The organism is Pseudomonas sp. LS.1a (assembly GCF_022533585.1).
GTDB lineage: Bacteria > Pseudomonadota > Gammaproteobacteria > Pseudomonadales > Pseudomonadaceae > Aquipseudomonas.
This window is the reverse complement of sequence record NZ_CP092827.1, coordinates 4,140,964-4,166,586: the sequence shown is the minus strand read 5'-3', so window position 1 is coordinate 4,166,586 and position 25,623 is coordinate 4,140,964. Positions and strand designations below refer to the sequence as shown.

Below are 25,623 nucleotides of genomic sequence, written 5' to 3'. Positions count from 1 at the left end.
CCTAGCCCCCCAAGTGCTTCAAAGCCCACAGCGCTCCCATGCCCACGATCAGCGTCAGCATCGTGCTGCGCGTACGCCACGCTACCAGCGCGGCCAGTATCGCTGCGGGTATCTGCGGGTTCATCCAGTCGAACCCCGCCAGCCGGTCAGGGAACACCACGGCCGGCAGTACCAATGCCGCCAGTACGCTGGCCGGCACATACGCCAGGGCACGGCGAAACAGTGGGGGGATGCGCAGCACCGTGTGCAGCTCGATGAACGACAGGCGGATGGCGAAGGTGCCCAGGCCGATCAGCATGAAGGTTATCCACTGGGTCGTTTCGCTCATGATGCTTCCTGCTCGGTGTTGGCTTCAGGCCCGGTTTGCTGTTTTTGCCAGCTTTCGATGGCCAGCCCGGCAATGATGCCGCCCAGCGCGCCGGTCAGCAGGCCCAGGTTGTAGGGCAGATTGGCTGCCAGTACCGCCAGCACGCCCCCGGTAAGCGCCGCACCGAGGGTGGCAGCGTTACGAATACCAGGTATCAGCAATGCCAGGAACGACAACGGGATGGCGAAGCCCAGCGACCAGTCTTCAGGAATGCTCGCGCCCAGGTACATGCCCGCCAACACCGAGAGGTTCCAGCCGAAGAACATGGTGATTGCCGTACCGGCATAGTAGGGGTAGGTATACTGCCCCAGCCCACCCGAGCCCATCTTCAGTGTGCACAGGGCAAAGGACTGGTCTGACAGCATGTACGCCATGGGCCATTTGCGGTGACGTGGCAGCTGGCCCAGGTGCGGCGCAAGGCTGGCGCTGTACATCAGAAAGCGCAGGTTGATCACCAACGCGGTGACCACCATGGTCACCGGCAGGGCGGCGCTTTGCATCAACTGCATCACCACCATCTGCGCCGAACCGGAGTAGAACAGCAGGGTCATGCCGATGGCATCGGCCGGCGACAGGCCCATGCCGATCGCCGTGACCCCGGTGATCAGGCCGAAGGGCACGATGCCGGAGGTCAACGGCAGGGCGCTGTGGGCCCCCTGCCTGAACGCTTGGGTCCCGCTTGGATACGGCATTTGAGTTCCTTGAATGTACAGACGGTGCAACGGCGCTACCCCCCACGTTAATGCGTGTGAAAGTTGGACACAACGCTGCCAGGTGGCCGCTGTGGAAGAGGCGTCGTTGCAGTTGGCTTGAGCGCCCTCAAGCCCTGTGCAGTATCTGTGGGAGATGGCCCAGCCCTTTGGGCTGCGCTGTCGCGTAGATAACTGAAATTGCACGCAATCCGCGTACCCTGTGGGAGCGGCTAAAGCCGCTCCCACAACGCCCCTGCCATTCAATGAGTCATGTGCAGTTCAATGAGCGGGCGTGCCCGCGAACACCGGCGAAGCCGGTGCCATTCATCGCGGCGTCAGGCTTGAACTGTGCGCGCTGCCAGGTCCTGCTCATCCTCGGCGGTTTCCCGCGGGGCGGCCTGGGCGTTGATCTTCGCCTGAGTCTTTATCTCCACGTCTTCCTGCATGCGTTGGGCAAGCTGCTGGTCGATCTTTTTCCTCTGTTCGGGCGGCAAGGCGTTGTACTCGTCCTCGGTCAGGCCCAACTCACGCAACAGCTTCTCCTTGATCAACTCGCCCGGCGTCTTTTCCATGTAGTCGTGAAAGGCCTGGCGGGCGCTGCTGGTTTCTGTGGTCGCCACGTTACCCTGCTGGCTGGCGGCTGCCTCGGGGTTCTGCAGCTGTACCTTGAGCTTGGCAAAGGCTTCCTCGCGGGCGTCCTCGGCATCCTGCTGCGCAGTATTGCCCTGGCTGTTCTGTTGCGCCGTGGCATTGCCGGCGGCCACCGGCGGGCGGAACTGCGGTACATCGGCCAGGGTTTGCTCGTTGCTGGTGCGTTGTTGCTGATGCACTGTGGCCTGCCAGCCGAGGCCGGTGATGGCAATCGTCATGGGGTCCTCCTTGGAAAGGTGATTGGCAGGGTGGCGTGGCAAATGCCATGCCAGTCGTCAACACCGCGAAAACAGGGCGGTGGGGTATTCCGATGGCACCACGCTGGGCATATGCTTGCCCGTCAGAGGCATGACCTTGCCGCCTGCGGCAATGACCACCACTGTCGGCAGCCCCTTGATCGGAGCGCAGTTGCTGGGCATCAGGGAGAGCATCCATGAGTCAGGAAACCCGGCCGGTACCCGCCGGCTTCAGTGAGCAGCAGTTGCATACGCTGTTCGATTTGATCAGCGATGGTATCTGGGACTGGAATGCCAATACCGGCTACGTCTATCGCAACCCGGGCTGGTACGCCATGCTCGGCTACCCCAGCCACTCCATGGCCAACTCGGTGCTTACCTGGGAAAGCGTGATCCACCCGGAGGACTACCCGCGGGTAATGGCGCATTTCGAGGCGTACATCAATCAGCGCAATGAGCACTACCTGATCGAATACCGCTGTCGTTGCCACGATGGCAGCTACCTGTGGATCGAGGACAGCGGCTACATCATCGGCCATAACGAGGACGGCTCGGTGGCGCGCATGCTCGGTGCCCACCGCAATATCGACGCCAACAAGCGCCTGGTGGCGCAGCTGGAACAGAGAAACCAGTCCCTGGAAAGCCAGGTGGCCGAGCGCACCCGCGAGCTGTCCTGGGTGAACCAGCAGTTGCAGCGGCAACTGGACGAAAACCGCGAGCTGGCCGAGCGCGATGCGTTGACCCGCACTGCCAACCGCTATCGGTTGGAGAAGGCGCTGCAGCTGGAGTGCGAGCGTGCCCAGCGCTTCCGCCAGCCGTTGTCGCTGATAGCCATGGACCTGGACGACTTCAAACCGATCAACGACCGCTATGGCCATGCCCGTGGCGATGCGGCGCTGGTACGGGTGGTCGACAACCTGCATACCTGCCTGCGTGAGCTGGACCTGCTGGCGCGCTGGGGTGGTGACGAGTTCATCATCGTACTGCCGCAGACCTCGCTGGGTGAGGCGCTGGAGGTGGCAGCGCGCTTGCGCCAGGCGATGGCGCAGGTGGAGCCGGTGGGCGACTGCCGGTTGACCATGAGCTATGGCGTGGTGCAATGGGAGGAAGGGGAGGACCGGCATGCGCTGCTGGCGCGTGCCGACAAGGCGCTGTACCGGGCCAAGGGGAACGGCAAGAACGCGATAGCCCAATAGATCGCGATCATTGTGGGAGCGGGCGCGCCCGCGAACACCGGCGGAGCCGGTGCCAAACACCGTGTTGGGGGCTTCGCGGGCATGCCCGCTCCCACAGAGACCGCGGTGGTTTCAGGTTTTGTGTTGGACCGCCGTAAGGGCTGAATGAAAAAAGACCCGCGGCGCCTTGGGCGCAGCGGGCCAAATCGGCCTCGGCCGCTTCAGTGTCAGATATGCAGGGCGTGCCCAAGGGCGCGCAGTGCTGCTTCCTGTACCGCTTCACCCAGTGTCGGGTGGGCATGGATGGTGCCGGCCACATCCTCCAGGCAGGCGCCCATCTCCAGCGACTGGGCAAACGCCGTCGACAACTCGGAAACCGCTACGCCAACCGCCTGCCAACCCAGGATCAGGTGGTTGTCACGGCGCGCCACCACTCGCACGAAACCGCTTTTCGATTCCAGGCTCATGGCCCGGCCATTGGCGGCGAACGGGAACTGCGCGACGATGCAGTCCAGCCCTTGCTGGCTGGCTTGCTCCGGGGTCTTGCCGACCACTACCACTTCCGGGTCGGTGAAACACACCGCGGCAATTGCGCTGGGTTCGAAACGGCGTGCCTTGCCGGCGATGATCTCCGCGACCATTTCGCCCTGGGCCATGGCCCGGTGCGCCAGCATCGGTTCACCGGCCACGTCGCCGATGGCCCAGACGTTGCGCATGCTGGTCTGGCAGCGCTCGTCGATGGCGACGGCAGCGCCGTTCATCTTCAGGTCCAGGCACTCCAGGTTGAAACCTTGTGTGCGCGGCCGGCGGCCCACGGCCACCAGTACCTGGTCGGCTTCCAGGCGCAGTTGCCCGCCCTGGCCATCACGGGCCAGCAGGTAGCCGCCTTCGTAACCCTCGACGCTATGGCCCAGGTGCAGGGCGATACCCAGCTTCTTCAGCGATTCGGCCACCGGGGCGGTCAGCTCGCTGTCGTAGGTCGGCAGGATGCGCTCGCGCGCTTCCACCACGCTGACCCGCGCACCCAGCTTGCGGTAGGCGATGCCCAGCTCCAGGCCGATATAGCCGCCGCCCACCACCACCAGGTGCTGCGGCAGGGCTTTCGGCGCCAGGGCTTCGGTCGAGGAAATGATCGGCCCGCCCAGGGGCAGCATCGGCAGTTCGACACTGCTGGAGCCAGTGGCCAGCAACAGGTGCTCGCACTGGATACGCTGGCCATCGACCTCGACCTGCTTGCCGTCGAGCACCTTCGCCCAGCCATGGATCACCTTGACCCCGTGCTTTTTCAGCAGGGCGGCAACGCCAGTGGTCAGGCGGTCGACGATGCCGTCCTTCCAGGCCACGCTCTGGCCGATGTCCAGGCGCGGCGAAGCGACGCTGATGCCCAGCTCCGACGGCCCGGCAAAGCGCGAGGTCTGGTGAAACTGCTCGGCCACGTGGATCAGCGCCTTGGACGGGATGCAGCCGATGTTCAGGCAGGTACCGCCCAGTGCCTGGCCTTCCACCAGCACGGTGGGGATGCCCAGTTGTCCGGCGCGGATGGCAGCCACGTAGCCGCCAGGGCCGCCGCCGATGATCAACAGGGTAGTCTGGATAGTCTGTTGCATGCTCACTCCACGAACAGGCAGGCGGGTTGTTCGAGCAGGCCGCGCACGGCCTGGATGAACAGCGCGGCGTCCATGCCATCGACCACGCGGTGGTCGAACGAGCTGGACAGGTTCATCATCTTGCGCACCACGATCTGGCCGTCGATCACCACAGGCCGCTCGACCATGCGGTTGACGCCGACGATCGCCACTTCCGGGGTGTTGACCACCGGCGTGCTGACGATACCGCCCAGGGCACCCAGGCTGGTCAGGGTGATGGTCGAACCGGACAGCTCATCGCGGTTGGCCTTGTTGTTGCGGGCAGCGTTGGCCAGGCGGGCGATTTCGCCAGCATTGCTCCACAGGCTGCCTGCTTCGGCATGGCGCAGCACCGGCACCATCAGGCCGTTGTCACCTTGGGTGGCGATGCCCACATGCACCGCGCCATGGCGGGTGATGACCTGGGCTTCGTCGTCATAGGTGGCGTTGATCTGCGGGAAGTCGCGCAGCGCCACGACCAGTGCGCGCACCAGGAACGGCAGCAGGGTCAGCTTGCCGCGGCTGTCGCCGTGCTTGCTGTTGAGTTGCTGGCGCAGGGCCTCCAGCGCGGTGACGTCGATTTCTTCCACATAGCTGAAGTGCGCGACCCGGCGCTTGGCGTCCTGCATGCGCTGGGCGATCTTGCGGCGCAGGCCGATCACCGGCACCTGCTCGCTGTCGGTGCGCTTGGCATAGCCACTCGATGCTTGCCCGCCAGCGCTCTGCGGCTTGCTCATGAAGGCGTCGAGGTCTTCGTGGAGGATACGCCCGGCCGGGCCGCTACCATGCACGTAACGCAGTTCGATACCGGCATCCAGGGCGCGTTTGCGAACCGCCGGCGAGGCCAGCGGTTTGTCGCCCGGCTGGCGCGGCACGATCGGGGCTGCCTCGTGATTGACAGGCGCCTGGCACGCAGCCGGTCTGGCTTCCTTCTGCGGCTCTGGCTTGGTGGCCGCCGGGGCGGCAGGGGCTTCCACCTGCTTGGCTTGCGGCACATCCACGTGGTTGCCGCTGCCTTCCACTTCGATACGGATCAGCTCGCTGCCGACCGCCATCACTTCACCCGGCTGGCCACCCAGGGCCAGCACCTTGCCGCTGACCGGCGAAGGGATTTCCACGGTGGCCTTGTCGGTCATGACATCGGCCACCACCTGGTCTTCGGCGATCATGTCGCCGACCTTGACGAACCACTCGACCAACTCGACCTGCGCGATGCCTTCGCCAATGTCCGGCATCTTGATGACGTGCGTGCCCATTCAGACCTCCATGACCTTTTTCAATGCCGCACCTACCCGCGAAGGCCCTGGGAAGTAAGCCCATTCCTGTGCGTGAGGGTAGGGGGTGTCCCAGCCGGTGACGCGCTCGATCGGCGCCTCCAGGTGGTGGAAGCAGTGTTCCTGCACCAGTGACACCAGTTCGGCGCCGAAGCCGCAGGTACGGGTGGCTTCGTGTACCACCACGCAGCGGCCGGTCTTTTTCACCGACTCGACGATGGTGTCCAGGTCTAGCGGCCATAGGCTGCGCAGGTCGATCACTTCGGCGTCGACACCGGTTTCTTCGGCAGCCACCTGGGCCACGTACACCGTGGTGCCGTAGGTCAGCACGGTGACGTCATTGCCGGGGCGGGTAATGGCTGCCTTGTCCAGCGGCACGCTGTAGTAGCCATCGGGCACGGCGCTTTGCGGGTGCTTCGACCAGGGGGTGACAGGGCGGTCGTGGTGGCCGTCGAACGGGCCGTTGTACAGGCGCTTGGGTTCGAGGAAGATCACCGGGTCATCGCATTCGATCGAGGCGATCAGCAGGCCCTTGGCGTCATACGGGTTGGACGGCATGACAGTGCGCAGGCCGCACACCTGGGTGAACATCGCTTCCGGGCTCTGGCTGTGAGTCTGGCCGCCATAGATCCCGCCGCCGCAGGGCATGCGCAGGGTCAGCGGGGCGATGAATTCGCCGGCCGAACGGTAACGCAGGCGCGCCATCTCGGAAACGATCTGGTCGGAGGCCGGGTAGAAGTAGTCGGCAAACTGGATTTCCACCACCGGGCGCAGGCCGTAGGCCCCCATGCCCACGGCGGTGCCGACGATGCCGCTCTCGGAGATCGGCGCGTCGAACACGCGAGACTTGCCGTACTTGTTCTGCAGGCCTTCGGTGCAGCGGAACACGCCGCCAAAGTAACCGACGTCCTGGCCGTAGATCACCACATTGTCGTCGCGCTCGAGCATGACATCCATGGCCGAGCGCAGGGCCTGGATCATGGTCATGGTAGTGGTGGCCATGGCGGTTTCCGGGTTGATGCTGTTGTTGTGGTCGTTCATCTCAAACCCCCAGTTCCTGGCGTTGACGGCGCAGGTGGTCAGGCATTTCCTTGTACACGTCCTCGAACATCGAGGCGGCACTCGGGATGTGACCGTTGGCCAGGGTGCCGTACTGCTCGGCTTCCTTCTGCGCGGCGATCACCGCGGCTTCGAGCTCGGCAGTGGTGGCCTGGTGTTCTTCTTCGGACCAGTGGCCGATCTTGATCAGGTGCTGCTTCAGGCGGGCGATCGGGTCGCCCAGCGGGAAGTGGCTCCAGTCATCGGCCGGGCGGTACTTGGACGGGTCGTCCGAGGTCGAGTGCGGGCCGGCACGGTAGGTGACCCACTCGATCAGGCATGGGCCCAGGCCGCGACGGGCGCGTTCGGCGGCCCAGCGCGAGGCCGCGTACACAGCGACGAAGTCGTTGCCGTCAACCCGCAGCGAGGCGATGCCGCAACCCACGCCACGGCCGGCGAAGGTGGTCGACTCGCCACCGGCGATGGCCTGGAAGGTGGAGATCGCCCACTGGTTGTTGACCACGTTGAGGATCACCGGAGCGCGGTACACGTGGGCGAAGGTGAGGGCGGTGTGGAAGTCCGACTCGGCAGTGGCGCCGTCGCCGATCCACGCGGAGGCGATCTTGGTATCGCCCTTGATCGCCGAGGCCATGGCCCAGCCGACCGCCTGCACGAACTGGGTCGCCAGGTTGCCGCTGATGGTGAAGAAACCGGCCTCGCGCACCGAATACATGATCGGCAGCTGGCGGCCCTTGAGCGGGTCGCGCTCGTTGGACAGCAGCTGGCAGATCATCTCGACCAGCGACACGTCGCGGGCCATCAGGATGCTTTGCTGGCGGTAGGTGGGGAAGCACATGTCGGTGCGGTTCAGCGCCAGGGCCTGGCCGCTGCCGATGGCTTCTTCACCCAGGCTCTGCATGTAGAAGGACATCTTCTTCTGGCGCTGGGCGACCACCATGCGGCTGTCGAAAATCCGCGTCTTGAGCATGGCGCGCATGCCTTGGCGGAGAACTTGCGGGTCGATGTCTTCGGCCCATGGGCCTTGCGCGTTGCCTTGCTCGTCGAGCACGCGGACCAGGCTGTAGGCCAGGTCGGCGGTGTCGGCAGCATCGACGTCGACAGGGGGCTTGCGGGTTTGACCTGCATCGTTCAGGCGCAGGTAGGAGAAATCGGTCTGGCAGCCTGGCCGGCCGGTAGGCTCGGGCACATGCAAACGCAGGGGGGCGTACTCGTTCATGCTTTTTACGCTCGCTCGGGTATTTGTTTTTGTGAGCTCTGAAGCGGCCGCCGCTGAGTACCGGCTTGTGACTGGTAGGTCAGCGTCCCCTACATCTTAGTGGCCCGGCAGGAGAATTTTTCTCTCAAGTTGATTGCCTTTGCCGAGCGGGGCAGATAAACATTCCGTATAAACACAAAAAACCGGTGATTTTGTCTCATGCGCAAACTCGATCGTACCGATATCGGCATTCTCAACAGCCTGCAGGAAAATGCCCGCATCACCAACGCCGAGCTGGCCCGCTCGGTGAACCTGTCACCCACGCCCTGTTTCAACCGGGTGCGGGCCATGGAAGAACTGGGGGTGATCCGCCAGCAGGTGACTTTGCTGTCGCCCGAGGCGTTGGGGCTGGATGTGAACGTGTTCATCCATGTAAGCCTGGAAAAACAGGTGGAGCAGTCGTTGCACCGCTTCGAGGAAGAAATTGCCGAACGGCCCGAGGTGATGGAGTGCTATTTGATGACCGGCGACCCGGATTACCTGCTGCGGGTGTTGTTGCCGAGCATCCAGGCGCTGGAGCGTTTTCTCGATTACCTGACGCGGTTGCCGGGGGTGGCCAACATACGTTCGAGTTTTGCCCTCAAGCAGGTTCGCTACAAGACCGCCTTGCCACTGCCGGCCAATGGCATGACCTTGCGGGAATAGCTGTCTCCTGTGCCGGCCTCTTCGCGGGCTCGCCCGCTCCCACAGCGGTACCACTGCCCTCAAGGCCAGCGCGGTCCCTGTAGGAGCGGGCATGCCCGCGAAGAGAGCCACGCGGTATCGAGAGTGCTGCTTGATATTTTAAACACCCCCAGCCTATGTTGTTGTCAGCCGACCACAACAAGGACAAGCGTCATGAACACCGGGCACCTGCAGGGCATCGATGAAATCGAATGCGTCACTCCCGACCTCAACGGCGTCCCGCGCGGCAAGGTGATGACCGCCGAAGGCTTCCGCGAAGGCCGCCGCCTGCAGATGGCCCGGGGTGTGCTGCTGCAATGCATCATGGGCGGCTACCCGCCGGCTAAGTTCTACGGCAGCGACGACGGCGACCTGGCGCTGGTGCCTGACTCCGGCCAGGTCCACCGCCTGCCCTGGAGCGACGACGGCCGTGCCCTGGCGATCTGCGATGCCAACGAACTGGATGGCCGGCCTTCGGCATTGTCCACCCGGGGGCATCTCAAAGCCGTGATCGCCCGCTATGCGGCGCTGGGCCTGGCGCCAGTGGTGGCGACCGAGTTGGAGTTCTTTGTCTTTGCTCCGAATACCGACCCGCAACAGCCGTTCCAGCCGCCCGTGGGCATCGACGGCCGCCGCGAGCTGGGCCATTCGGCGTTCAGTGTCAGCTCCAACAACGGCCTGCGCCCGTTCTTCAAGGAGGTGTACCGGTGCATGGCCGCGCTCGGCTTGCCGCGCGACACCTTCATGCACGAAATGGGCACCAGCCAGTTCGAGATCAATCTGCTGCACGGCGACCCGTTGCTGCTGGCCGACCAGACCTTGCTGTTCAAGCACCTGCTCAAGGAAGTGGCGCTCAAGCACGGCCTGACCGTGGTGTGCATGGCCAAACCGCTGGCACGCACGCCCGGCAGCTCCATGCACATTCACCAGAGCCTGGTGGAGGTGGGCAGCGGGCGTAATGTGTTCAGCGATGAGCAAGGTTTGCCGACCGAGACCTTCCACCATTTCATTGGCGGCCTGCAGGCGTGCATGGCCGACTTCACTGCGCTGTTCGCGCCCAATGTCAACTCCTACCAGCGGCTGTGCCACCCCTATGCCTCGCCGAACAATGCCTGCTGGTCCGAGGACAACCGTGCCGCAGGCCTGCGCATCCCGGCCAGCGCACCGGTGGCGCGGCGGGTCGAGAACCGCCTGCCCGGCGCCGACGCCAACCCGTACCTGGCCATCGCGGCCAGCCTGGCCGCCGGGCTGCACGGCATCGAGCAGCGCCTGCAGCCGTCGCCGGCCATCCAGGGTGAGTTCGAAGTGCCGGAGCACCTGAGCCTGCCGTGCACCCTGCATGCCGCACTGGAGCGGTTAAAGCGTAGCGCGCTGGCGCGGGAGCTGTTCGGCAGCGAGTTCATCGACGGCTATGTCGCCAGCAAGACCCTGGAGCTGAGTGATTTCTTCGACGAGATCACGCCGTGGGAGCGTCGGGTACTGGCGGCACAGGCCTGATCGCGACACGACCGACACCGGATACGCCCCCGCTGCACCAAATCGCTAGCGGGGGCCTGCGCCGGGCGTTTTTTCCCCTTATGCTTCTAGCACCCCGCCACCTGAACAGGGAGCTTTACGGGACCTATGCGAAATATATGGAAGCCGTTTCAGTCGTTGTATTTCGCCGCGCTGATGATGTTGATCGGCTCGGGCCTGCTCAGTACCTACCTGGCCCTGCGCCTGGCTGCCGACCATGTCGACAGCCTGTGGGTAGGTGCGTTGATGGCAGCCAACTACTTTGGCCTGGCGGTCGGCGGCAAGGTAGGCCACCGGTTGATTGGCCGGGTCGGGCACATACGCGCCTATGCCACCTGCGCCGGTATCGTCGGTGCGGCGGTGCTCGGCCATGGCCTGACCAGCTGGTTGCCGGCCTGGGTCGGGCTGCGGATGATCGTCGGCCTGGGGATGATGTGCCAGTACATGGTCATCGAGAGCTGGCTAAACGAGCAGGCCGATGTGAAGCACCGCGGCGCGGTGTTCAGCGGCTACATGATCGCCTCGTACCTGGGCTTGGTGCTCGGCCAGCTGATTCTGGTGGTGCACCCTCAGCTTGGCCTGGAGCTGCTGATGCTGGTGGCCATGTGTTTCACCCTGTGCCTGGTACCGGTCGCCATGACCCGGCGCATTCACCCGGCGCCGTTGCGCCCGGCACCAATGGAGCCGAAGTTCTTCATCAAGCGCGTGCCGCAGTCGCTCAGCACGGTGCTGGGCTCGGGGCTGATCGTCGGCTCGTTCTATGGCCTGGCGCCGTTGTACGCCGCCGGCCAGGGCATGACTACCGAGCAGGTCGGCCTGTTCATGGGTAGCTGCATTTTTGCCGGCCTGCTGGTGCAGTGGCCGCTGGGCTGGTTGTCCGACCGCTACGACCGGGCAGTGCTGATCCGCAGCGTGGCGGTAGGCCTGGCGCTGGCCTCGGCGCCGCTGGCGATACTGCCCAGCGTGCCGCTGGAGTTGCTGTTCGGCATAGGCTTTGTGATTTCGTTGCTGCAGTTCTGCCTGTACCCGCTGGCGGTGGCGTTTTCCAACGACCATGTGGAAAGCGAGCGACGGGTGTCGCTGACCGCGATGCTGCTGGTGACCTACGGCGTCGGCGCGTGCATCGGGCCGCTGGCTGCAGGCGTGCTGATGAAGGTGCTGGGTCCGCAGATGCTGTATGCCTTCTTCGTGTTCTTTGCCCTGGTGCTGGTGTGGCGCATTCGGCCGAAGGCGGTCACCGGGCTGCACCAGGTGCAGGATGCGCCGTTGGGCCACGTGGCCATGCCGGCGGCCGGTTCGCCGTTGTCGGCGGCGCTGGACCCACGGGTGGATGAGCAGACGGTGCAGGACATGATGCAGGCTCCGGTGGCGGCCGAAGATACCGAGGCGGAAGAGAAGGGGGCTGATAAGGCGCCTGAGCCGGAGGGTGAGGTAAGCAAATCGGTGTAAGCCTGTACCGGCCTCTTCGCGGGTAAACCCGCTCCCACAGGGGGTAACACCAACTCTGGGGGGCAGCGCATTACCTGTGGGAGCGGGTTCACCCGCGAAAGGGCCAGCACAGGAAAAGCACAAATGAAAACGCCACCTTGGCAGGTGGCGTTTTTGCATTCGGCCGACGATCATCGCTCGTTTTTGTCGAACCGCAGCTGTCAGGTGGCGCGGATGTCGCGCAGTTTGAAGCGTATCTTCTTCTGAGCTTCCTTGTTCACGCTCACATAGTTGGCAAATGTAGAACTGACGGTCGCTCTTTTGCCGATTTCACCAGACGGAGAGACGGAGTCGTGCCTGTATGATTCTATCGACATCGCCTGGCCATACCTGTCCAGCAAATGAAACTCCACATTCCCCAAGGTTTTCAAATCGCCGTCCCATTCGCTCAGAGTCCGTATTCGCCAGCGTGGATCCGGGCCACGGGAGTTGGCCGCTGTCACATAATCCACAAGCCTGCCGACGACACCCAGCCCGTAAAGGCCCACCCACCCGGTAGTACTTGTCTGGACCAATGCGCCGGTATAGGCCCAACCCTCTGCAGCGCTGATGTGGTAGGACTTATCCCCGTCATGTTCACCTTGCAAGGTGAACGTAAACCTCATGGGCGAGAATTGGTCATGATTACTCGGGCATAGCCAGCCGTCCAGGCGTGGATTCAGGGTGGAGTCAACGACCCCGATAGTGCCTCGATCGGAACCCAGTTCGGCGGTGAAACTGTTAGCGTTCATGAAGCCTCCTGCTCAAAGGGCACCCGGTAGTGAGTGCGAGCAGGTACGATCGGCGCAGGGCTGTGCTCAAGGCAGCGGGAAGGTTTGCAGCGTGAGGGTAATGCGGTCAAAGGGAATGGGCGTTGCAATGACGCCCATCCACGGCAGGATCAGTAGTCGTCTTTGTCGAACCGCCGCGCTTCACGCTGCAGCTGGTACACAAAGCTCTCGACCTTGCGTTGCGCCTGCCCGGTGAGGTTATGGAAGCGCACGCCGGCAAAGGTGGTATTGATCCGCTCTTCATAGTGCAGGTGGCGCAGCTCGACCATGGTGTCGACCAGGCCCAGCGGGTTGCCCGCCTTGAAACGCTCGTACACCTGGCCCAGTTGCAGGCGATCCTCGACATTGCCTTCGAAGCGCAGTTTGCAGCCGGTGGCGGAGATGTCCAGCAGCTTGCCACGCAGGGCGCCGTTACCCTTGAGGTGGGCGCCATCGAGGATGATATCGACCAGCTGTGACAGCTTCAGCGCGGCGCGGAAGGCGTTGCGGCGCTGGTGGTAGGTCATCTCCTGGGGCATGGCGCCGCGGTAGCAGCGGTGGCCGTCGACTTCACTGATCTTCAACTCCTGGTTGCAGTCCCAGGCGATGCGTACGCCATCGTGGAAGCCTTCGACGCGGAAGTGTTCGCCGTTCTCGATGAATTTCTCACCGTCGCGCGGGATCATCTCGTCCAGCGCCAGGGTGTTGCTTTCACGGTCCACGTGCACCACGTAGCTCTGGAAACGCTGGCTGCGGTCATGGAAGGTGATGATCAGGGGGTCGTGGCTTTCCTGCAGCTGCCGCAAGTTGGCCGCAATCTCCAAAGGGGTGTTCAGCACCTTTGGCGGCTGCGGGGCATCGGATTCATTGAACACGGCTTATCGTTCTCCAGGCAAAAGCGACACACGCAATTAACGGCATTTTGCCAGTATGTTCCGTGCCTTGATAGAAAAAATCACACTTGGCTGAGGGCCCGTGGCTTGGCCAGCGGCGAGGTGCTGCCGCGGCTGTCGTAGAGCGACGGAGAATCGCCGCCCATGAGGATGCGGATCTGGTTGTTGGTGACGTGTTGCTGCACCTGGATGATCCGGCCATTGGTCTGATTGACCTGCTGGCAGCTGTCCATCAGTTGCGACAGCATGTCGAGCCGTTGCAGCATCGCTTCGCCATGGGGCGATTGCGCGGCCACCGCCTGCACACCGGCCCGATCGGCACTCAGGCCCAGGCTGCCGAGCAACTGGCTGCGGCGCTGGCCGTGCTGCTCGAGCAAGATGATCAACGACTGCTTGCGCGCCAGGATCTGCTCCAGCAGCGGCATGTCGCGGCCATGCAGGGCTATCGCTTCTTTTTGCAGAAGGTCCAGCAGTTCCTGCATCGGGGCAATGTCATCTTCGATCAGTTGCAGCAAGGTGGTGTCGTGCATGGCTAACTCTTGGCTTTTCTGGCGTCCGTGAAGTCAGCGCGCCGAACGGTCAGCGCTGGGCTTCGAAATCGAGCAGTTTGCTGGCGACCCGGCCGGCATCGACCTGGTAGCTGCCGTCGGCGATTGCCTGTTTCAACTGGGCCACACGGGCACTGTTGACCACCGGCTCGTCGCGCAGCTTGTCGCTGATCTTCTGCAACTGCTGGGCCTCTTGGCTGAGGTGTACCGCTTCTCCGCTGGCGCTGGTGGCGGTTGCCGCTTCCTGGCTGGCTGCCGGTTTTTCGGCGCTGCCGGGCGCGGTGTTGCCGCGCACGCCGCCCGTGACGGACGGAGAGTTATTCAAACGACTGAAGTCGATGACCATGATCAGAAACCTCTGGGTATTTGGACGCTTGCCTTGTTTTCGGCCAACCCGAAAGAAACTTTAGGCACAAATGCATAGCCGCCTGTCAGCAAGCTCGCGAACCCGTTTTCTGACACAGTTTAGGAAAAGCGGTTCCTTACCGCCAGCGCAAATCCGTGGGCTGGCTACATACTGACCTCGACCTGGCCGGGGCCGGTCACCCTGGCCTTGACCACCCGTTTGGAATTGAGGTTGCGCACCCGGATCTGCTCGCTCAGGCCACCCTTGCTCAGGGCTTCGCCTGGCATGCGCACGCTCAGGCTGCCACTGCGGGCGATGATCACCACGTGGTCGCCCTTGCGTACCACCTCGGCCTGTTCCAGGTGTTGCGGGGTGAGGACCTGGTCGATCACCGTGGGGCGCAGCATCTTCATGCCCACCGCCTGATCCAGTTCGGTGAGGAAACCTTGGCCCAGGGTGCCGACATCGCGCTCGCGCAGGGCCACGTCGCCTTCGCCCACCACGTTGTCGCGCTTGAGCGGGCGGGTCACCACCACCACGTCGCGGAACAGCCGCACGGTGGCCGGCACGAACACGGTCCACGGTGCCGAGCCTTCGCAGCGCACCTTTACCGTGACGCGGCCCAGCGGCTGGGCCGGGCTTTCCAGCGAGGCGTCCAGTTGCTGGCTGCACAGCGGCATGCGCAGGCGCGGGTCCAGCGGGTTGACCTGGATTTCGTAGCGGCCGGCGGTCTGGGTGGTGGCCAGGTAATCTTCAACGCTGAATTCAAGAAACCCTTGGGTGACACCGATAAGCTGTTCAGGCAAGGTAAACGCGTCCGCTACTGTGCGAACGCCGGGCAGCAACAGGCACAGCATCGCCAGCGAGCCAGTCAGCAGGCGTGTCAATCGTCGGGAAAATGTCGTTTTCGTGTACATGGCGCTCAAAAAAGCAAAGCCCGTGCCGACTCTCTACCTGAGTTGCAACGAAAGGCTGAAACATAAAGGAGTCTGGCATGGCAGGAGTGATGGATTCGGTCAACCAGCGCACGCAGCTGGTGGGGCAGAATCGCCTGGAATTGCTGCTGTTCCGCCTCAATGGTGAACAGCTATACGGCATCAACGTATTCAAGGTCAGGGAAGTGCTGCAATGCCCTGCGCTGACCCTGCTGCCCAAGGCGCACCCGGTGGTGCGTGGTGTCGCCAATATTCGCGGGGCGACCATCCCGATCCTCGACTTGTCGATGGCCACCGGGTTGCGGTCGCTGCAGGAAGACACGCGCAACAGCTTCGTGATCATCACCGAGTACAACACCAAGACCCAGGGCTTCCTGGTGCACTCGGTGGAGCGCATCGTCAACATGAACTGGGAAGAGATCCATCCGCCACCCAAGGGCACCGGCCGCGACCACTACCTCACCGCGGTCACCCGGGTGGATAACCGCATGGTCGAAATCATCGACGTGGAGAAGGTGCTGGCCGAAGTGGCGCCGTCGTCCGAGTCGGTGTCGGACGGGGTGATCGATGCCGAGGTGCAGGACAAGGCCGTGCTGCTGCGGGTGCTTACCGTCGACGATTCGTCGGTGGCGCGCAAGCAGGTCAGTCGCTGCCTGCAGACCGTGGGGGTCGAGGTGGTGGCGCTCAACGACGGCCGCCAGGCCCTGAACTACCTGCGCCAGCTGGTGGATGAGGGCAAGAAGCCGGAAGAAGAGTTCCTGATGATGATCTCGGACATTGAAATGCCGGAAATGGATGGCTATACGCTAACGGCAGAGATCCGCAGCGATCCGCGCATGCAAAAATTGCACATCTGCCTGCATACTTCGCTTTCCGGGGTGTTCAACCAGGCAATGGTCAAGAAGGTCGGTGCCGATGACTTCCTGGCCAAGTTCAAACCGGACGACCTGGCCCAGCGGGTGGTCGACCGGATCAAGGCAACGCATTGACGCGGCCGGGGGCAGGCCCCCGGCACCAGTGATTGAAAAGAGGCGGCAGTAGTGTCTACGGGTAATTTGGATTTCGAACAGTTCCGGGTATTCCTGGAGAAAGCCTGTGGCATCCTGCTGGGCGAGAATAAGCAGTACCTGGTTTCCAGCCGTCTCAACAAGCTGATGGAGCAACAGGGCATCAAGAGCCTGGGCGAGCTGGTGCAGCGCATCCAGGTCCAGCCGCGTGGCGGCTTGCGCGAGCAGGTGGTCGATGCCATGACCACCAACGAGACCCTGTGGTTTCGTGATACCTACCCGTTCGAGGTGCTGAAGAACAAGGTCATCCCCGAGTTCATCCGCAACAACCCCGGCCAGCGCCTGCGCATGTGGTCGGCGGCCTGTTCGTCGGGGCAGGAGCCGTATTCCATCTCGATGGCCATCGACGAGTTCGAGCGCAGCAACCTCGGCCAGTTGAAGATGGGGGCGCAGATCGTTGCCACCGACCTGTCCGGCACCATGCTGACCAACTGCAAGACCGGCGAATACGACAGCCTGGCGATTGCCCGCGGTTTGTCCCAGGAGCGCCTGCAGCGTTACTTCGACACCAAGGGGCCGGGGCGCTGGGCGGTCAAGCCGGCGATTCGCAGTCGCGTCGAGTTCCGCGCCTTCAACCTGCTCGACAGCTACGCCAGTCTGGGCAAGTTCGATGTGGTGTTCTGCCGCAACGTGCTGATCTACTTCTCGGCGCAGGTGAAGAAGGACATCCTGTTGCGCATTCACAGTACCTTGAAGCCAGGTGGGTATCTGTTCCTCGGGGCTTCCGAGGCGCTGAACGGGCTGCCGGACCATTACCAGATGGTGCAGTGCAGCCCGGGGATCATCTACCAGGCCAAGTAACCAAGAGGGCCGGCAGCGAAAGTTGCCGGCCTTTTTGTTTGCCTGAGCCGGCCTCTTCGCGGGCATGCCCGCTCCCACAGGAACCATGCAAACCTCAGGGTCGCACTCTACCTGTGGGAGCGGGCGCGCCCGCGAAGAGGCCGGCTCAGGCAAAATGCTGACGTCAATTTTTTGTTTTGCCGCTTTTGCCGCCCGGCAATTGCCGCTTTCGCCACCCAAGGCGGAAGGCCTTTGCCGCTTTTCTGGCATCACTCTGACAGCACTGCGCCCTGCAGGCCCGTATTTCCGGGCTTTCCGTTGGTTGGCACAGCCCTTGCTATACCTTGCCCAACGATATTCCGGTCAACCTCCGAAGGTTTCCCCGACATGAGCATCAGCTTCGACAAGGCGCTTGGTATCCACGAAAAGGCCCTGGGCTTCCGCGCCCAGCGCGCCGAAGTGCTGGCCAACAACATCGCCAACGCCGACACGCCCAACTACAAGGCGCGTGACATGGACTTCGCCTCGGTGCTCGCCGCCGAAAGCGACAAGCAGCAGAGCGGTGGCCGCTTCAGCCTCGAACGTACCAACAGCCGTCATATCGAGGCCGAGGGCCTGGCCATGGCCGACGATACCCTCAAGTACCGCACGCCAACGCAGCCGTCGATCGACCAGAACACCGTGGACGCGCAGATCGAGCAATCGAACTACACCGAAAACGCCGTCGGCTTCCAGGCCAGCTTCACCTTGCTCAACAGTAAATTCAAAGGGCTGGTTTCGGCCCTGCGGGGAGAATGACCATGTCCCTTTCCAGTGTCTTCAACATTGCCGGTAGCGGCATGAGTGCGCAGAACACGCGCCTGAACACCGTTGCTTCGAACATCGCCAACGCCGAGACCGTGTCCTCGAGCATCGACCAGACCTACCGCGCGCGCCACCCGGTGTTCGCCACCACCTTCCAGGACGCGCAGGCCGGCAGCAGCCAGTCGCTGTTCGAGGACCAGGGCGAGGCAGGGCAGGGCGTGCAGGTAAAAGGCATCGTCGAGGACCAGAGCACCCTGGAGGCCCGTTACGAGCCCAACCACCCGGCGGCGAACAAGGACGGCTACGTCTACTACCCGAACGTCAACGTGGTCGAGGAAATGGCTGACATGATCTCTGCCAGCCGCGCGTTCCAGACCAATGCCGAGCTGATGAACACGGCCAAGAGCATGATGCAGAAAGTTCTGACCCTGGGGCAGTGATAGGAAGCCGACATGACCACCACCAATTCCACAACCGAGGTCGGCAGCGCGTACCTGACCTCGCTGCAGAAGCAGACGTCGAAAACCGACAGCAGCACCGGCGCTGCCGGCAGCGCCCTGGGCAAGGATGCATTCCTGCAGCTGCTGGTTACCCAGATGAAGAACCAGAACCCGCTCGATCCGCAGGAAAACGGCGAGTTCGTGGCACAGCTGGCGCAGTTCAGCAGCCTCGAAAGCATGCAGTCGCTGAATGATTCGGTGACCTATATCGCGGCGGGGCTGCAGTCATCCCAGGCCCTGCAGGCGTCGTCGCTGGTCGGGCGCAATGTCATTGTCGAGACCAACAAGGCTGTGGTCGACACCAGCAAGGACATGAAAGGCACTGTCAACCTGACGTCGTCCAGCACTGCCACCTCGGTTGGTATCTACGACAAGGACGACAAACTGGTGCGCACCATCGACCTGGGTACGCAGAAAGCCGGCAAGATCGACTTTACCTGGGATGGCCTGAATGACGACGGCGAAGCCGTGGCGGCAGGTACCTATACCTTCAAGGCCACCGCTTCGATCGACGGCAAGGCCACCACCATGACCACCAACCTGCCGGCCTCGGTCACCAGTGTGACCATGGGTACCAGCGGTTCGGAGATGACGCTCAACCTGGCTGGGCTGGGCAGTGTTGCGCTTTCCAAAATCCAAAGCATCGGCATCTAGGGCCTGAGCAAAACGACAGGAGTTACACATGTCTTTCAATATCGGCCTTAGCGGCCTCTATGCAGCAAACAAGGCCCTGAACGTAACTGGCAACAACATTGCCAACGTTGCCACCACCGGCTTCAAGTCGTCGCGTGCCGAGTTCGCCGACCAGTACTCCAACTCCGTGCGCGGCACCAGTGCCGGCAAGAACGTGGTGGGTACTGGCGTGAAGACTGCTGCCGTGTCGCAGATGTTCACCCCGGGCAACATCAATGGCACCGGCCAGGCGCTGGACATGGCCATCGATGGCAACGGCTTCTTCGTGATGAACGACAACGGCTCGAAGATCTACACCCGTGCCGGTGCGTTCTACAGCGACAAGGACGGTTACGTGGTCAGCTCGTCGGGCGCCAACCTGCAAGGTTATGCCGTGGATGCCAACGGCAAGATCATCCAGGGCGTGCTGACCAACCTGCAGATCGATACCTCGAACCTGACGCCGAACCCGACCGGAAAAATCTCCGAGAATGTCAACCTGAACTCCAGTGCTACCGCACCGGCCATTACGCCGTTCGATCCTGCCAATACCGGCAGCTACAACTACACGTTCAACACCGATGTGTACGACAGCCAGGGTAACGCGCACCAGTTGAACCAGTACTTCGTCAAGGATGCCGCCAGCAATTCCTGGACCATGTACACCACCATCGACGGTCGCAACCCCGCCGACCCGACCTCGACCACGCCACTGGCCAACAAGCTGCCGTTCAAGTCCGACGGCACCCTTGATACTGCTGCCATGACTGCAGGCCCGGTAGCCGGTGGCATGACCATCGCCGCCGACAAGACCTTCACCCTCGACAACTGGATTCCGGCACAGAAGAACGCTGCCGGCGTATGGAGCCCGAACGGCGCCACTGCCAACCTGGCCGGGGTGAACCTGGACATGCTCGGCACCACTCAGTACAACGCAGCAAGCGCCACCACCGCCAAGAGCCAGGATGGCTTCGCTACCGGCGAGTTGTCGGGTCTGACCATCGATCAAAGCGGCAACATGTTCGCCAACTTCACCAACGGCCAGGACAAGGTCATCGGCCAGGTGGCCATCGCCAACTTCGCCAACCTGCAGGGCCTGACCCCGGTTGGCGGTACCAGCTGGAAAGAGTCCTACGCCTCGGGCGTACCGGTGATCGGCGCCCCGGACACCGGCACCCTGGGCCAGATCACTGGCGGTGCGCTGGAAGATTCCAACGTCGACCTGACCGGCGAGCTGGTCAACCTGATCAAGGCGCAGAGCAACTACCAGGCCAACGCCAAGACCATCTCCACCGAAAGCACCATCATGCAGACCATCATCCAGATGACCTGATGGTTATTGGGGCCGCAAAGCGGCCCCAAATTCTCGAGGTCTCAACGCATGAAACGGCTAATGCTCACAGCCCTGCTGGCCATGGCCCTGCCACTCGCGGCCGCTCCCGCCCCGTTCTACCAATGGCAAAGCCTGGCTACCGGTCGCTACATGTGCTCGGCCAGCAGCCCGGGCGAAGGCTGGGTGCGCCATTCCGGCCCCTACAACAACGCCGCTTGCCGCACCTTCTGAGCAAACCCTTGCCGCAGACGGCAAACATCCGCCGACAAACTGACGTTTATTGCCTCTCACCACGCTGAAACCCCTGTAAACAAGGGCTTTCAGACTTGGTTCGATTATTGCTTTGAACCTGCGCAGTGACAGCGCGGCAGCTACGCGCAGAGGAGATACTGTGGACAAGTTGCTTTATGTGGCCATGACCGGTGCCAGCCAGAACGCGCTGGCGCAGAAGGCCCACGCCAACAACCTGGCGAACATTTCCACCAACGGTTTCCAGCGTGACCTGGAGCAGGCGCGCTCGATGCCGGTGTTCGGCGACAGCTTTCCGTCGCGCGCCTTTGCCATGACCGAGCGCCCGGCCACCGACTTCAGCGAAGGCCCGCTGGTCGAGACCGGTCGCGACCTGGACGTCGCGGTGACCGGCAAGGGCTTCATTGCCGTGCAGGCGCCCGATGGCAGCGAAGCCTACGTGCGTACCGGCAGCCTGAACATCGACGCCCTTGGCGTGCTGCGTGCCGGCAACGGCATGCCGGTGATCGGCAACGGTGGCCCGATCGCCATTCCACCGGAGCAGAAGGTGGAAGTGGGGGCCGACGGCACCATCAGCATTCGCTCCATGGGTGAAGACCCGCGGGTAATGGCCGAGGTCGACCGCATCAAGCTGGTCAATCCGGACACCAAAGGCCTGACCAAGGGCCTGGATGGCCTGATCCATACCCGCGACGGCCAGCCGGCCGCCGCCGACGTCAATGTGCGGGTGGTGTCGGGCTTCCTGGAAGGCAGCAACGTCAATGCCGTCGAGGAAATGACCTCGGTGCTGGCGCTGTCCCGCCAGTTCGAACTGCACGTCAAGATGATGAACACGGCCAAGGAAGGCGACGAAGCCATGGCTCGGGTTTTGCAAATCGGCTAATCACTTTTGAACGGGTGCCGTAAAACAGGCGCACGAGGAGAATCAACATGCTTCCGGCTCTTTGGGTCGCTAAAACCGGCCTGTCCGCCCAGGACACCAACCTGACGGTCATTTCCAACAACCTGGCCAACGTCTCGACCACCGGTTTCAAACGTGACCGTGCCGAGTTCCAGGACCTGCTGTATCAGATCCGTCGTCAGCCCGGCGCCCAGTCGACCCAGGACAGCGAGCTGCCCTCGGGCCTGCAGGTCGGTACCGGTGTGCGCATCGTTGGCACCCAGAAAAGCTTTGTCGCCGGTAGCCTGCAGACCACCGAAAACCCGCTGGACATGGCGGTCAACGGTCGTGGCTTCTTCCAGATCCTGCAGCCGGATGGCACGGTTTCGTATACCCGTGACGGTACCTTCCACCTGAACTCCGACGGCCAGATCGTCACCGCCAACGGTTACGCCCTGGAGCCTGCCATCGTCGTGCCGAACGATGCGCAGACCTTCACCGTTGGCCAGGACGGCACCGTGTCGATCACCACCGCCGGCAACCCGGCAGCGCAGGTGATCGGCAACATCCAGACCGCCGACTTCATCAACCCGGCCGGCCTGCAGGCGATCGGCGACAACCTGTTCCTTGAGACCGCCGCCAGTGGCGCGCCGCAAGTCGGCACCCCGGGCCTGAACGGTTTCGGCACCACCCTGCAGCAGACCCTGGAAAACTCCAACGTCAGCACCGTGGAAGAGCTGGTGAACATGATCACTACCCAGCGTGCCTACGAGATGAACTCCAAGGTCATTTCCACCGCTGACCAGATGCTGTCGTTCGTCACTCAACAGCTCTAAACCAGTCACTCTGTTGCACCCGTGAGGTAAGCGTCATGAATCGTCTGTTGTCCGTTTTCGCCCTGGGGGGGGCGGTGTTGCTGGCAGGTTGCGTCGCGCCGACGCCCAAGCCCAACGACCCGTACTACGCGCCGGTACTGCCGCGCACCCCGTTGCCGGCAGCGGCCAACAACGGTTCGATCTACCAGGCCGGTTTCGAGCAGAACCTGTACAGCGACCGCAAGGCGTTCCGGGTGGGTGACATCATCACCATCACCCTCAACGAGCGCACATCGGCCAGCAAGAACGCCGGCTCGCAGATCCAGAAGAACAGCAACGCCAATATCGGCCTGACCTCGTTGTTTGGCAGCACGCCGAGCACCAACAACCCGTTCGGCAGTGGTGACCTGTCGCTGGAGGCCGGCTACAGCGGCGAGCGCGCCACCAAGGGCGACAGCAAGGCCACCCAGGGCAACACCCTGACCGGTTCCATTACCGTGACCGTGGCCGAAGTGCTGCCCAACGGCATCATCGCCGTGCGCGGCGAGAAGTGGCTGACCCTGAACACCGGCGAAGAGCTGGTGCGCATTGCCGGCATGATCCGCGCCGACGACATCGCCACCGACAACACCGTGCCGTCCACCCGTGTGGCCGATGCACGCATCACCTATTCCGGTACCGGCTCGTTCGCCGATGCCAGCCAGCCCGGGTGGCTGGACCGCTTCTTCATCAGCCCGCTTTGGCCTTTCTGAGTACGGATGACCATGTTCAACGTGAGGCAGCTGATTGCCGCAACCCTGCTTCTGTCCTGTGCCTTTGGCGCCCAGGCCGAGCGCCTGAAGGACATTGCCAGCATTTCTGGCGTGCGCTCCAACCAGCTGATCGGTTACGGCCTGGTGGTGGGGCTCAATGGTACGGGTGACCAGACCACCCAGACGCCGTTCACCCTGCAGACCTTCAACAACATGTTGTCGCAGTTCGGCATCAAGGTGCCGGCCGGCTCCGGCAACGTGCAGCTGAAAAACGTCGCGGCCGTGTCGGTGCATGCCGACCTGCCGGCGTTCGCCAAGCCAGGCCAGGTGGTGGACATTACCGTGTCCTCGATCGGTAACTCCAAGAGCCTGCGCGGCGGCAGCCTGCTGATGACCCCGCTCAAAGGTATCGACGGCAACGTCTATGCCGTGGCCCAGGGCAACCTGGTGGTGGGCGGCTTCGATGCCGAGGGCCGCGATGGTTCGAAAATCACCGTCAACGTTCCGTCGGCTGGTCGTATTCCTGGCGGTGCTACCGTCGAGCGTGCAGTGCCGAGCGGCTTCAACCAGGGCAACAGCCTGACCCTGAACCTCAACCGCCCCGACTTCACCACCGCCAAACGCATCGTCGACAAGGTCAACGACCTGCTCGGCCCAGGCGTGGCCCAGGCCGTGGACGGCGGTTCGGTGCGGGTCACTGCGCCGATGGATCCGAGCCAGCGCGTGGACTACCTGTCGATTCTCGAGAACCTCGAGATCGACCCGGGCCAGGCAGTGGCCAAGGTCATCATCAACTCGCGTACCGGCACCATCGTCATCGGCCAGAACGTCAAGGTGTCGCCGGCCGCGGTGACCCACGGCAGCCTGACCGTGACCATTACCGAAGACCCGATCGTCAGCCAGCCGGGCCCGTTCTCCAACGGCCAGACCGCCGTGGTGCCGCGCTCGCGGGTCAACGCCGAGCAGGAAGCCAAACCGATGTTCAAGTTCGGCCCGGGCACCACGCTGGATGAGATCGTCCGCGCGGTGAACCAGGTGGGCGCAGCGCCCAGCGACCTGATGGCCATCCTCGAAGCCCTGAAACAGGCCGGCGCCTTGCAGGCCGACCTGATCGTGATCTGAGGACGGCGCGGATGAACAGCAAAAGCCTGGTTTCCGGTAGCGTCGACAGCGGCGCCTACACCGACCTCAACCGCCTCAGCTCGCTGAAGGTGGGGGATCGCGACAGCGAAGCCAACGTGCGCAAGGTGGCCCAGGAGTTCGAATCGCTGTTCATCAGCGAAATGCTCAAGGCCTCGCGCAAGGCCAGCGACGTGCTGGCCGACGACAATCCGATGAACACCGAAACGGTGAAGCAGTACCGCGACATGTACGACCAGCAGCTGGCCGTGAGCATGTCCCGCGAAGGTGGCGGTATCGGCCTGCAGGACGTGCTGGTGCGCCAGCTGACCAAGGGCCGCAGCACATCCATCAATACCAGCCCGTTCCCGCGCGCCGAGGGCGGTGGCCCGGCGTTGTGGGGCAACAAGGTGGCGCAGCCGGTGCATGCCAATGATTCGGCAGCTACCCGCAACGACGTTGCCGCGCTCAACTCGCGGCGCCTGGCGTTGCCGAGCAAACTCACTGACCGCTTGCTGGCCGGCATCGTGCCGTCGGCGGCCACCGCCAACAGCGCTGCCGTACCGGCCCGTGACGGCCAGCAGGTAGCCCAGGCCTTCGCCGTGCCGGACAACGGCCTGCGCATCCTCGGCCGCGCCGTGGCCCAGCCGCCACTGGCACCGAACAAGGCTTTCGCCGACAGTGACGAATTCGTCGCCACCATGCTGCCGATGGCCGAACAGGCCGCCAAACGCATTGGTATCGACCCGCGCTACCTGGTGGCCCAGGCCGCCCTGGAAACCGGTTGGGGCAAATCGGTAATGCGCAACACCGATGGCAGCAGCAGCCACAACCTGTTCGGCATCAAGGCCACCGGTAACTGGCAGGGCGAGCAGGCGCGGGCGATCACCAGCGAGTTCCGTGACGGCCAGTTCGTCAAGGAAACGGCGGCGTTCCGCAGCTACGACTCGTACCAGGACAGCTTCCACGACCTGGTAAGCCTGTTGCAGAGCAATTCCCGCTATCAAGATGCACTGGATTCGGCCGATAACCCTGAGCAGTTTGCAAGAGAGCTGCAAAAGGCAGGTTATGCGACCGACCCGGGCTATGCGAAGAAAATCATCAGCATCGCCCGGCAAATGCAAGCAACCCCGCAATACGCCATGGCTGGCAGAACCACGAATCTATAAAAGGACTAAATC

General features: G+C 63.1%; 28 protein-coding genes. 16 read left to right on the top strand and 12 right to left on the bottom strand.

Translation table 11 applies throughout. The annotated features are described in order from the left end of the window. Nucleotide 1 precedes the first annotated feature (1 nt). The 3 genes from MKK04_RS19330 to MKK04_RS19320 all read right to left on the bottom strand — a co-directional run bounded on the left by MKK04_RS19330 (nucleotide 2) and on the right by MKK04_RS19320 (nucleotide 1,928). The gene (locus tag MKK04_RS19330) at nucleotides 2-328 is read right to left on the bottom strand and encodes an AzlD domain-containing protein (RefSeq protein ID WP_233687563.1); all 327 of its coding nucleotides are present in this window, start codon (nucleotides 326-328) and stop codon (nucleotides 2-4) included. After that, nucleotides 325-1,059, bottom strand: coding sequence for an AzlC family ABC transporter permease (locus tag MKK04_RS19325; RefSeq protein ID WP_241105892.1), 735 nt, complete (start codon nucleotides 1,057-1,059; stop codon nucleotides 325-327). The genes MKK04_RS19330 and MKK04_RS19325 overlap by 4 nt, the downstream gene beginning before the upstream one ends. Nucleotides 1,060-1,394: 335 nt before the next feature. Further along, nucleotides 1,395-1,928, bottom strand: a complete 534-nt coding sequence (locus MKK04_RS19320) for a hypothetical protein (protein WP_063912875.1) — start codon at nucleotides 1,926-1,928, stop codon at nucleotides 1,395-1,397. 215 nt (nucleotides 1,929-2,143) lie between these two features. Between MKK04_RS19320 and MKK04_RS19315 the strand changes: the two genes are divergently transcribed. Then, nucleotides 2,144-3,142: a sensor domain-containing diguanylate cyclase gene (locus MKK04_RS19315; RefSeq protein ID WP_207829596.1), complete on the top strand. Its 999-nt coding sequence runs from the start codon at nucleotides 2,144-2,146 to the stop codon at nucleotides 3,140-3,142. Between the two features lie 206 nt (nucleotides 3,143-3,348). On the opposite strand, the gene lpdA is transcribed toward MKK04_RS19315, so the two are convergent. The 4 genes from lpdA to MKK04_RS19295 are packed head-to-tail and all read right to left on the bottom strand — an operon-like array spanning nucleotide 3,349 to nucleotide 8,295. Then, nucleotides 3,349-4,728, bottom strand: coding sequence for a dihydrolipoyl dehydrogenase (gene lpdA / locus MKK04_RS19310; RefSeq protein WP_063912873.1), 1,380 nt, complete (start codon nucleotides 4,726-4,728; stop codon nucleotides 3,349-3,351). A 2-nt stretch (nucleotides 4,729-4,730) separates the two neighbouring features. Beyond that, nucleotides 4,731-6,002 carry a dihydrolipoamide acetyltransferase family protein gene (locus MKK04_RS19305; protein WP_207829599.1) on the bottom strand — a complete coding sequence of 424 codons (1,272 nt, stop codon included), beginning with the start codon at nucleotides 6,000-6,002 and terminating at the stop codon, nucleotides 4,731-4,733. Beyond that, nucleotides 6,003-7,061, bottom strand: coding sequence for an alpha-ketoacid dehydrogenase subunit beta (locus MKK04_RS19300; RefSeq protein ID WP_013973637.1), 1,059 nt, complete (start codon nucleotides 7,059-7,061; stop codon nucleotides 6,003-6,005). Between the two features lies 1 nt (nucleotide 7,062). After that, nucleotides 7,063-8,295, bottom strand: coding sequence for a 3-methyl-2-oxobutanoate dehydrogenase (2-methylpropanoyl-transferring) subunit alpha (locus tag MKK04_RS19295; protein WP_233687567.1), 1,233 nt, complete (start codon nucleotides 8,293-8,295; stop codon nucleotides 7,063-7,065). A 198-nt stretch (nucleotides 8,296-8,493) separates the two neighbouring features. On the opposite strand from MKK04_RS19295, the gene bkdR reads away from it, so the two are divergent. From bkdR to MKK04_RS19280, 3 genes are all read left to right on the top strand, one after another. Continuing rightward, nucleotides 8,494-8,979, top strand: a complete 486-nt coding sequence (bkdR, locus tag MKK04_RS19290) for a Bkd operon transcriptional regulator BkdR (RefSeq protein WP_012273540.1) — start codon at nucleotides 8,494-8,496, stop codon at nucleotides 8,977-8,979. Nucleotides 8,980-9,252: 273 nt separating this feature from the next. Further along, a complete protein-coding gene (locus MKK04_RS19285) occupies nucleotides 9,253-10,494 on the top strand; it encodes a glutamine synthetase family protein (protein ID WP_241106817.1) in 1,242 nt (413 codons plus the stop codon). 126 nt (nucleotides 10,495-10,620) lie between these two features. After that, on the top strand, nucleotides 10,621-11,961 hold the full coding sequence (locus MKK04_RS19280; RefSeq protein WP_063912867.1) for an MFS transporter: 1,341 nt from the start codon (nucleotides 10,621-10,623) through the stop codon (nucleotides 11,959-11,961). Between the two features lie 200 nt (nucleotides 11,962-12,161). On the opposite strand, the gene MKK04_RS19275 is transcribed toward MKK04_RS19280, so the two are convergent. The 5 genes from MKK04_RS19275 to flgA form a co-directional block, all read right to left on the bottom strand. Further along, a complete protein-coding gene (locus tag MKK04_RS19275; RefSeq protein ID WP_241105891.1) occupies nucleotides 12,162-12,731 on the bottom strand; it encodes a hypothetical protein in 570 nt (189 codons plus the stop codon). A gap of 149 nt (nucleotides 12,732-12,880) precedes the next feature. After that, nucleotides 12,881-13,624 carry a flagellar brake protein gene (locus MKK04_RS19270; RefSeq protein ID WP_207829625.1) on the bottom strand — a complete coding sequence of 248 codons (744 nt, stop codon included), beginning with the start codon at nucleotides 13,622-13,624 and terminating at the stop codon, nucleotides 12,881-12,883. An 80-nt stretch (nucleotides 13,625-13,704) separates the two neighbouring features. Then, nucleotides 13,705-14,172 (bottom strand): flagella synthesis protein FlgN, encoded by a 468-nt coding sequence (locus tag MKK04_RS19265; protein ID WP_207829627.1) that lies wholly within the window; start codon nucleotides 14,170-14,172, stop codon nucleotides 13,705-13,707. Nucleotides 14,173-14,221: 49 nt separating this feature from the next. Next, nucleotides 14,222-14,536 (bottom strand): flagellar biosynthesis anti-sigma factor FlgM, encoded by a 315-nt coding sequence (flgM, locus tag MKK04_RS19260; protein ID WP_063912863.1) that lies wholly within the window; start codon nucleotides 14,534-14,536, stop codon nucleotides 14,222-14,224. A 164-nt stretch (nucleotides 14,537-14,700) separates the two neighbouring features. Then, nucleotides 14,701-15,453, bottom strand: coding sequence for a flagellar basal body P-ring formation chaperone FlgA (flgA, locus tag MKK04_RS19255; protein WP_207829642.1), 753 nt, complete (start codon nucleotides 15,451-15,453; stop codon nucleotides 14,701-14,703). Nucleotides 15,454-15,530: 77 nt separating this feature from the next. Between flgA and MKK04_RS19250 the strand changes: the two genes are divergently transcribed. The 12 genes from MKK04_RS19250 to flgJ all read left to right on the top strand — a co-directional run bounded on the left by MKK04_RS19250 (nucleotide 15,531) and on the right by flgJ (nucleotide 25,611). Next, nucleotides 15,531-16,460: a chemotaxis protein CheV gene (locus MKK04_RS19250; RefSeq protein ID WP_207829652.1), complete on the top strand. Its 930-nt coding sequence runs from the start codon at nucleotides 15,531-15,533 to the stop codon at nucleotides 16,458-16,460. Nucleotides 16,461-16,511: 51 nt separating this feature from the next. Then, nucleotides 16,512-17,339: a protein-glutamate O-methyltransferase CheR gene (cheR, locus tag MKK04_RS19245; protein WP_233687569.1), complete on the top strand. Its 828-nt coding sequence runs from the start codon at nucleotides 16,512-16,514 to the stop codon at nucleotides 17,337-17,339. A gap of 366 nt (nucleotides 17,340-17,705) precedes the next feature. Continuing rightward, nucleotides 17,706-18,116 (top strand): flagellar basal body rod protein FlgB, encoded by a 411-nt coding sequence (gene flgB, locus MKK04_RS19240; protein ID WP_063912859.1) that lies wholly within the window; start codon nucleotides 17,706-17,708, stop codon nucleotides 18,114-18,116. Between the two features lie 2 nt (nucleotides 18,117-18,118). Beyond that, the gene (flgC, locus tag MKK04_RS19235; RefSeq protein WP_024087485.1) at nucleotides 18,119-18,562 is read left to right on the top strand and encodes a flagellar basal body rod protein FlgC; all 444 of its coding nucleotides are present in this window, start codon (nucleotides 18,119-18,121) and stop codon (nucleotides 18,560-18,562) included. A gap of 12 nt (nucleotides 18,563-18,574) precedes the next feature. Continuing rightward, nucleotides 18,575-19,276 carry a flagellar hook assembly protein FlgD gene (gene flgD / locus MKK04_RS19230; protein WP_241105890.1) on the top strand — a complete coding sequence of 234 codons (702 nt, stop codon included), beginning with the start codon at nucleotides 18,575-18,577 and terminating at the stop codon, nucleotides 19,274-19,276. 28 nt (nucleotides 19,277-19,304) lie between these two features. Beyond that, nucleotides 19,305-20,627: a flagellar hook protein FlgE gene (gene flgE / locus MKK04_RS19225; RefSeq protein WP_207829663.1), complete on the top strand. Its 1,323-nt coding sequence runs from the start codon at nucleotides 19,305-19,307 to the stop codon at nucleotides 20,625-20,627. 48 nt (nucleotides 20,628-20,675) lie between these two features. Continuing rightward, on the top strand, nucleotides 20,676-20,858 hold the full coding sequence (locus MKK04_RS19220) for a hypothetical protein (protein WP_025340098.1): 183 nt from the start codon (nucleotides 20,676-20,678) through the stop codon (nucleotides 20,856-20,858). A gap of 160 nt (nucleotides 20,859-21,018) precedes the next feature. Beyond that, the gene (flgF, locus tag MKK04_RS19215) at nucleotides 21,019-21,759 is read left to right on the top strand and encodes a flagellar basal-body rod protein FlgF (protein WP_233687571.1); all 741 of its coding nucleotides are present in this window, start codon (nucleotides 21,019-21,021) and stop codon (nucleotides 21,757-21,759) included. Nucleotides 21,760-21,806: 47 nt separating this feature from the next. Further along, entirely contained in the window at nucleotides 21,807-22,592 is a 786-nt protein-coding gene (gene flgG, locus MKK04_RS19210; RefSeq protein WP_013973621.1) for a flagellar basal-body rod protein FlgG, read from the top strand. A 35-nt stretch (nucleotides 22,593-22,627) separates the two neighbouring features. Continuing rightward, nucleotides 22,628-23,323 carry a flagellar basal body L-ring protein FlgH gene (gene flgH, locus MKK04_RS19205; RefSeq protein ID WP_013973620.1) on the top strand — a complete coding sequence of 232 codons (696 nt, stop codon included), beginning with the start codon at nucleotides 22,628-22,630 and terminating at the stop codon, nucleotides 23,321-23,323. A 12-nt stretch (nucleotides 23,324-23,335) separates the two neighbouring features. After that, on the top strand, nucleotides 23,336-24,445 hold the full coding sequence (locus MKK04_RS19200; protein WP_015271237.1) for a flagellar basal body P-ring protein FlgI: 1,110 nt from the start codon (nucleotides 23,336-23,338) through the stop codon (nucleotides 24,443-24,445). 11 nt (nucleotides 24,446-24,456) lie between these two features. Further along, a complete protein-coding gene (flgJ, locus tag MKK04_RS19195; protein ID WP_241105889.1) occupies nucleotides 24,457-25,611 on the top strand; it encodes a flagellar assembly peptidoglycan hydrolase FlgJ in 1,155 nt (384 codons plus the stop codon). Nucleotides 25,612-25,623: the final 12 nt, after the last annotated feature.

Excerpts from the sequence above, each read along its gene's own strand:
- MKK04_RS19330 (WP_233687563.1), bottom strand. The coding sequence starts at position 328 with ATGAGCGAAACGACCCAGTGGATAACCTTCATGCTGATCGGCCTGGGC.
- MKK04_RS19325 (WP_241105892.1), bottom strand. The coding sequence starts at position 1,059 with ATGCCGTATCCAAGCGGGACCCAAGCGTTCAGGCAGGGGGCCCACAGC.
- MKK04_RS19320 (WP_063912875.1), bottom strand. The coding sequence starts at position 1,928 with ATGACGATTGCCATCACCGGCCTCGGCTGGCAGGCCACAGTGCATCAG.
- MKK04_RS19315 (WP_207829596.1), top strand. The coding sequence starts at position 2,144 with ATGAGTCAGGAAACCCGGCCGGTACCCGCCGGCTTCAGTGAGCAGCAG.
- lpdA (WP_063912873.1), bottom strand. The coding sequence starts at position 4,728 with ATGCAACAGACTATCCAGACTACCCTGTTGATCATCGGCGGCGGCCCT.
- MKK04_RS19305 (WP_207829599.1), bottom strand. The coding sequence starts at position 6,002 with ATGGGCACGCACGTCATCAAGATGCCGGACATTGGCGAAGGCATCGCG.
- MKK04_RS19300 (WP_013973637.1), bottom strand. The coding sequence starts at position 7,061 with ATGAACGACCACAACAACAGCATCAACCCGGAAACCGCCATGGCCACC.
- MKK04_RS19295 (WP_233687567.1), bottom strand. The coding sequence starts at position 8,295 with ATGAACGAGTACGCCCCCCTGCGTTTGCATGTGCCCGAGCCTACCGGC.
- bkdR (WP_012273540.1), top strand. The coding sequence starts at position 8,494 with ATGCGCAAACTCGATCGTACCGATATCGGCATTCTCAACAGCCTGCAG.
- MKK04_RS19285 (WP_241106817.1), top strand. The coding sequence starts at position 9,253 with ATGACCGCCGAAGGCTTCCGCGAAGGCCGCCGCCTGCAGATGGCCCGG.
- MKK04_RS19280 (WP_063912867.1), top strand. The coding sequence starts at position 10,621 with ATGCGAAATATATGGAAGCCGTTTCAGTCGTTGTATTTCGCCGCGCTG.
- MKK04_RS19275 (WP_241105891.1), bottom strand. The coding sequence starts at position 12,731 with ATGAACGCTAACAGTTTCACCGCCGAACTGGGTTCCGATCGAGGCACT.
- MKK04_RS19265 (WP_207829627.1), bottom strand. The coding sequence starts at position 14,172 with ATGCACGACACCACCTTGCTGCAACTGATCGAAGATGACATTGCCCCG.
- flgM (WP_063912863.1), bottom strand. The coding sequence starts at position 14,536 with ATGGTCATCGACTTCAGTCGTTTGAATAACTCTCCGTCCGTCACGGGC.
- flgA (WP_207829642.1), bottom strand. The coding sequence starts at position 15,453 with ATGTACACGAAAACGACATTTTCCCGACGATTGACACGCCTGCTGACT.
- MKK04_RS19250 (WP_207829652.1), top strand. The coding sequence starts at position 15,531 with ATGGCAGGAGTGATGGATTCGGTCAACCAGCGCACGCAGCTGGTGGGG.
- flgB (WP_063912859.1), top strand. The coding sequence starts at position 17,706 with ATGAGCATCAGCTTCGACAAGGCGCTTGGTATCCACGAAAAGGCCCTG.
- flgC (WP_024087485.1), top strand. The coding sequence starts at position 18,119 with ATGTCCCTTTCCAGTGTCTTCAACATTGCCGGTAGCGGCATGAGTGCG.
- flgD (WP_241105890.1), top strand. The coding sequence starts at position 18,575 with ATGACCACCACCAATTCCACAACCGAGGTCGGCAGCGCGTACCTGACC.
- flgE (WP_207829663.1), top strand. The coding sequence starts at position 19,305 with ATGTCTTTCAATATCGGCCTTAGCGGCCTCTATGCAGCAAACAAGGCC.
- MKK04_RS19220 (WP_025340098.1), top strand. The coding sequence starts at position 20,676 with ATGAAACGGCTAATGCTCACAGCCCTGCTGGCCATGGCCCTGCCACTC.
- flgG (WP_013973621.1), top strand. The coding sequence starts at position 21,807 with ATGCTTCCGGCTCTTTGGGTCGCTAAAACCGGCCTGTCCGCCCAGGAC.
- flgH (WP_013973620.1), top strand. The coding sequence starts at position 22,628 with ATGAATCGTCTGTTGTCCGTTTTCGCCCTGGGGGGGGCGGTGTTGCTG.
- MKK04_RS19200 (WP_015271237.1), top strand. The coding sequence starts at position 23,336 with ATGTTCAACGTGAGGCAGCTGATTGCCGCAACCCTGCTTCTGTCCTGT.
- flgJ (WP_241105889.1), top strand. The coding sequence starts at position 24,457 with ATGAACAGCAAAAGCCTGGTTTCCGGTAGCGTCGACAGCGGCGCCTAC.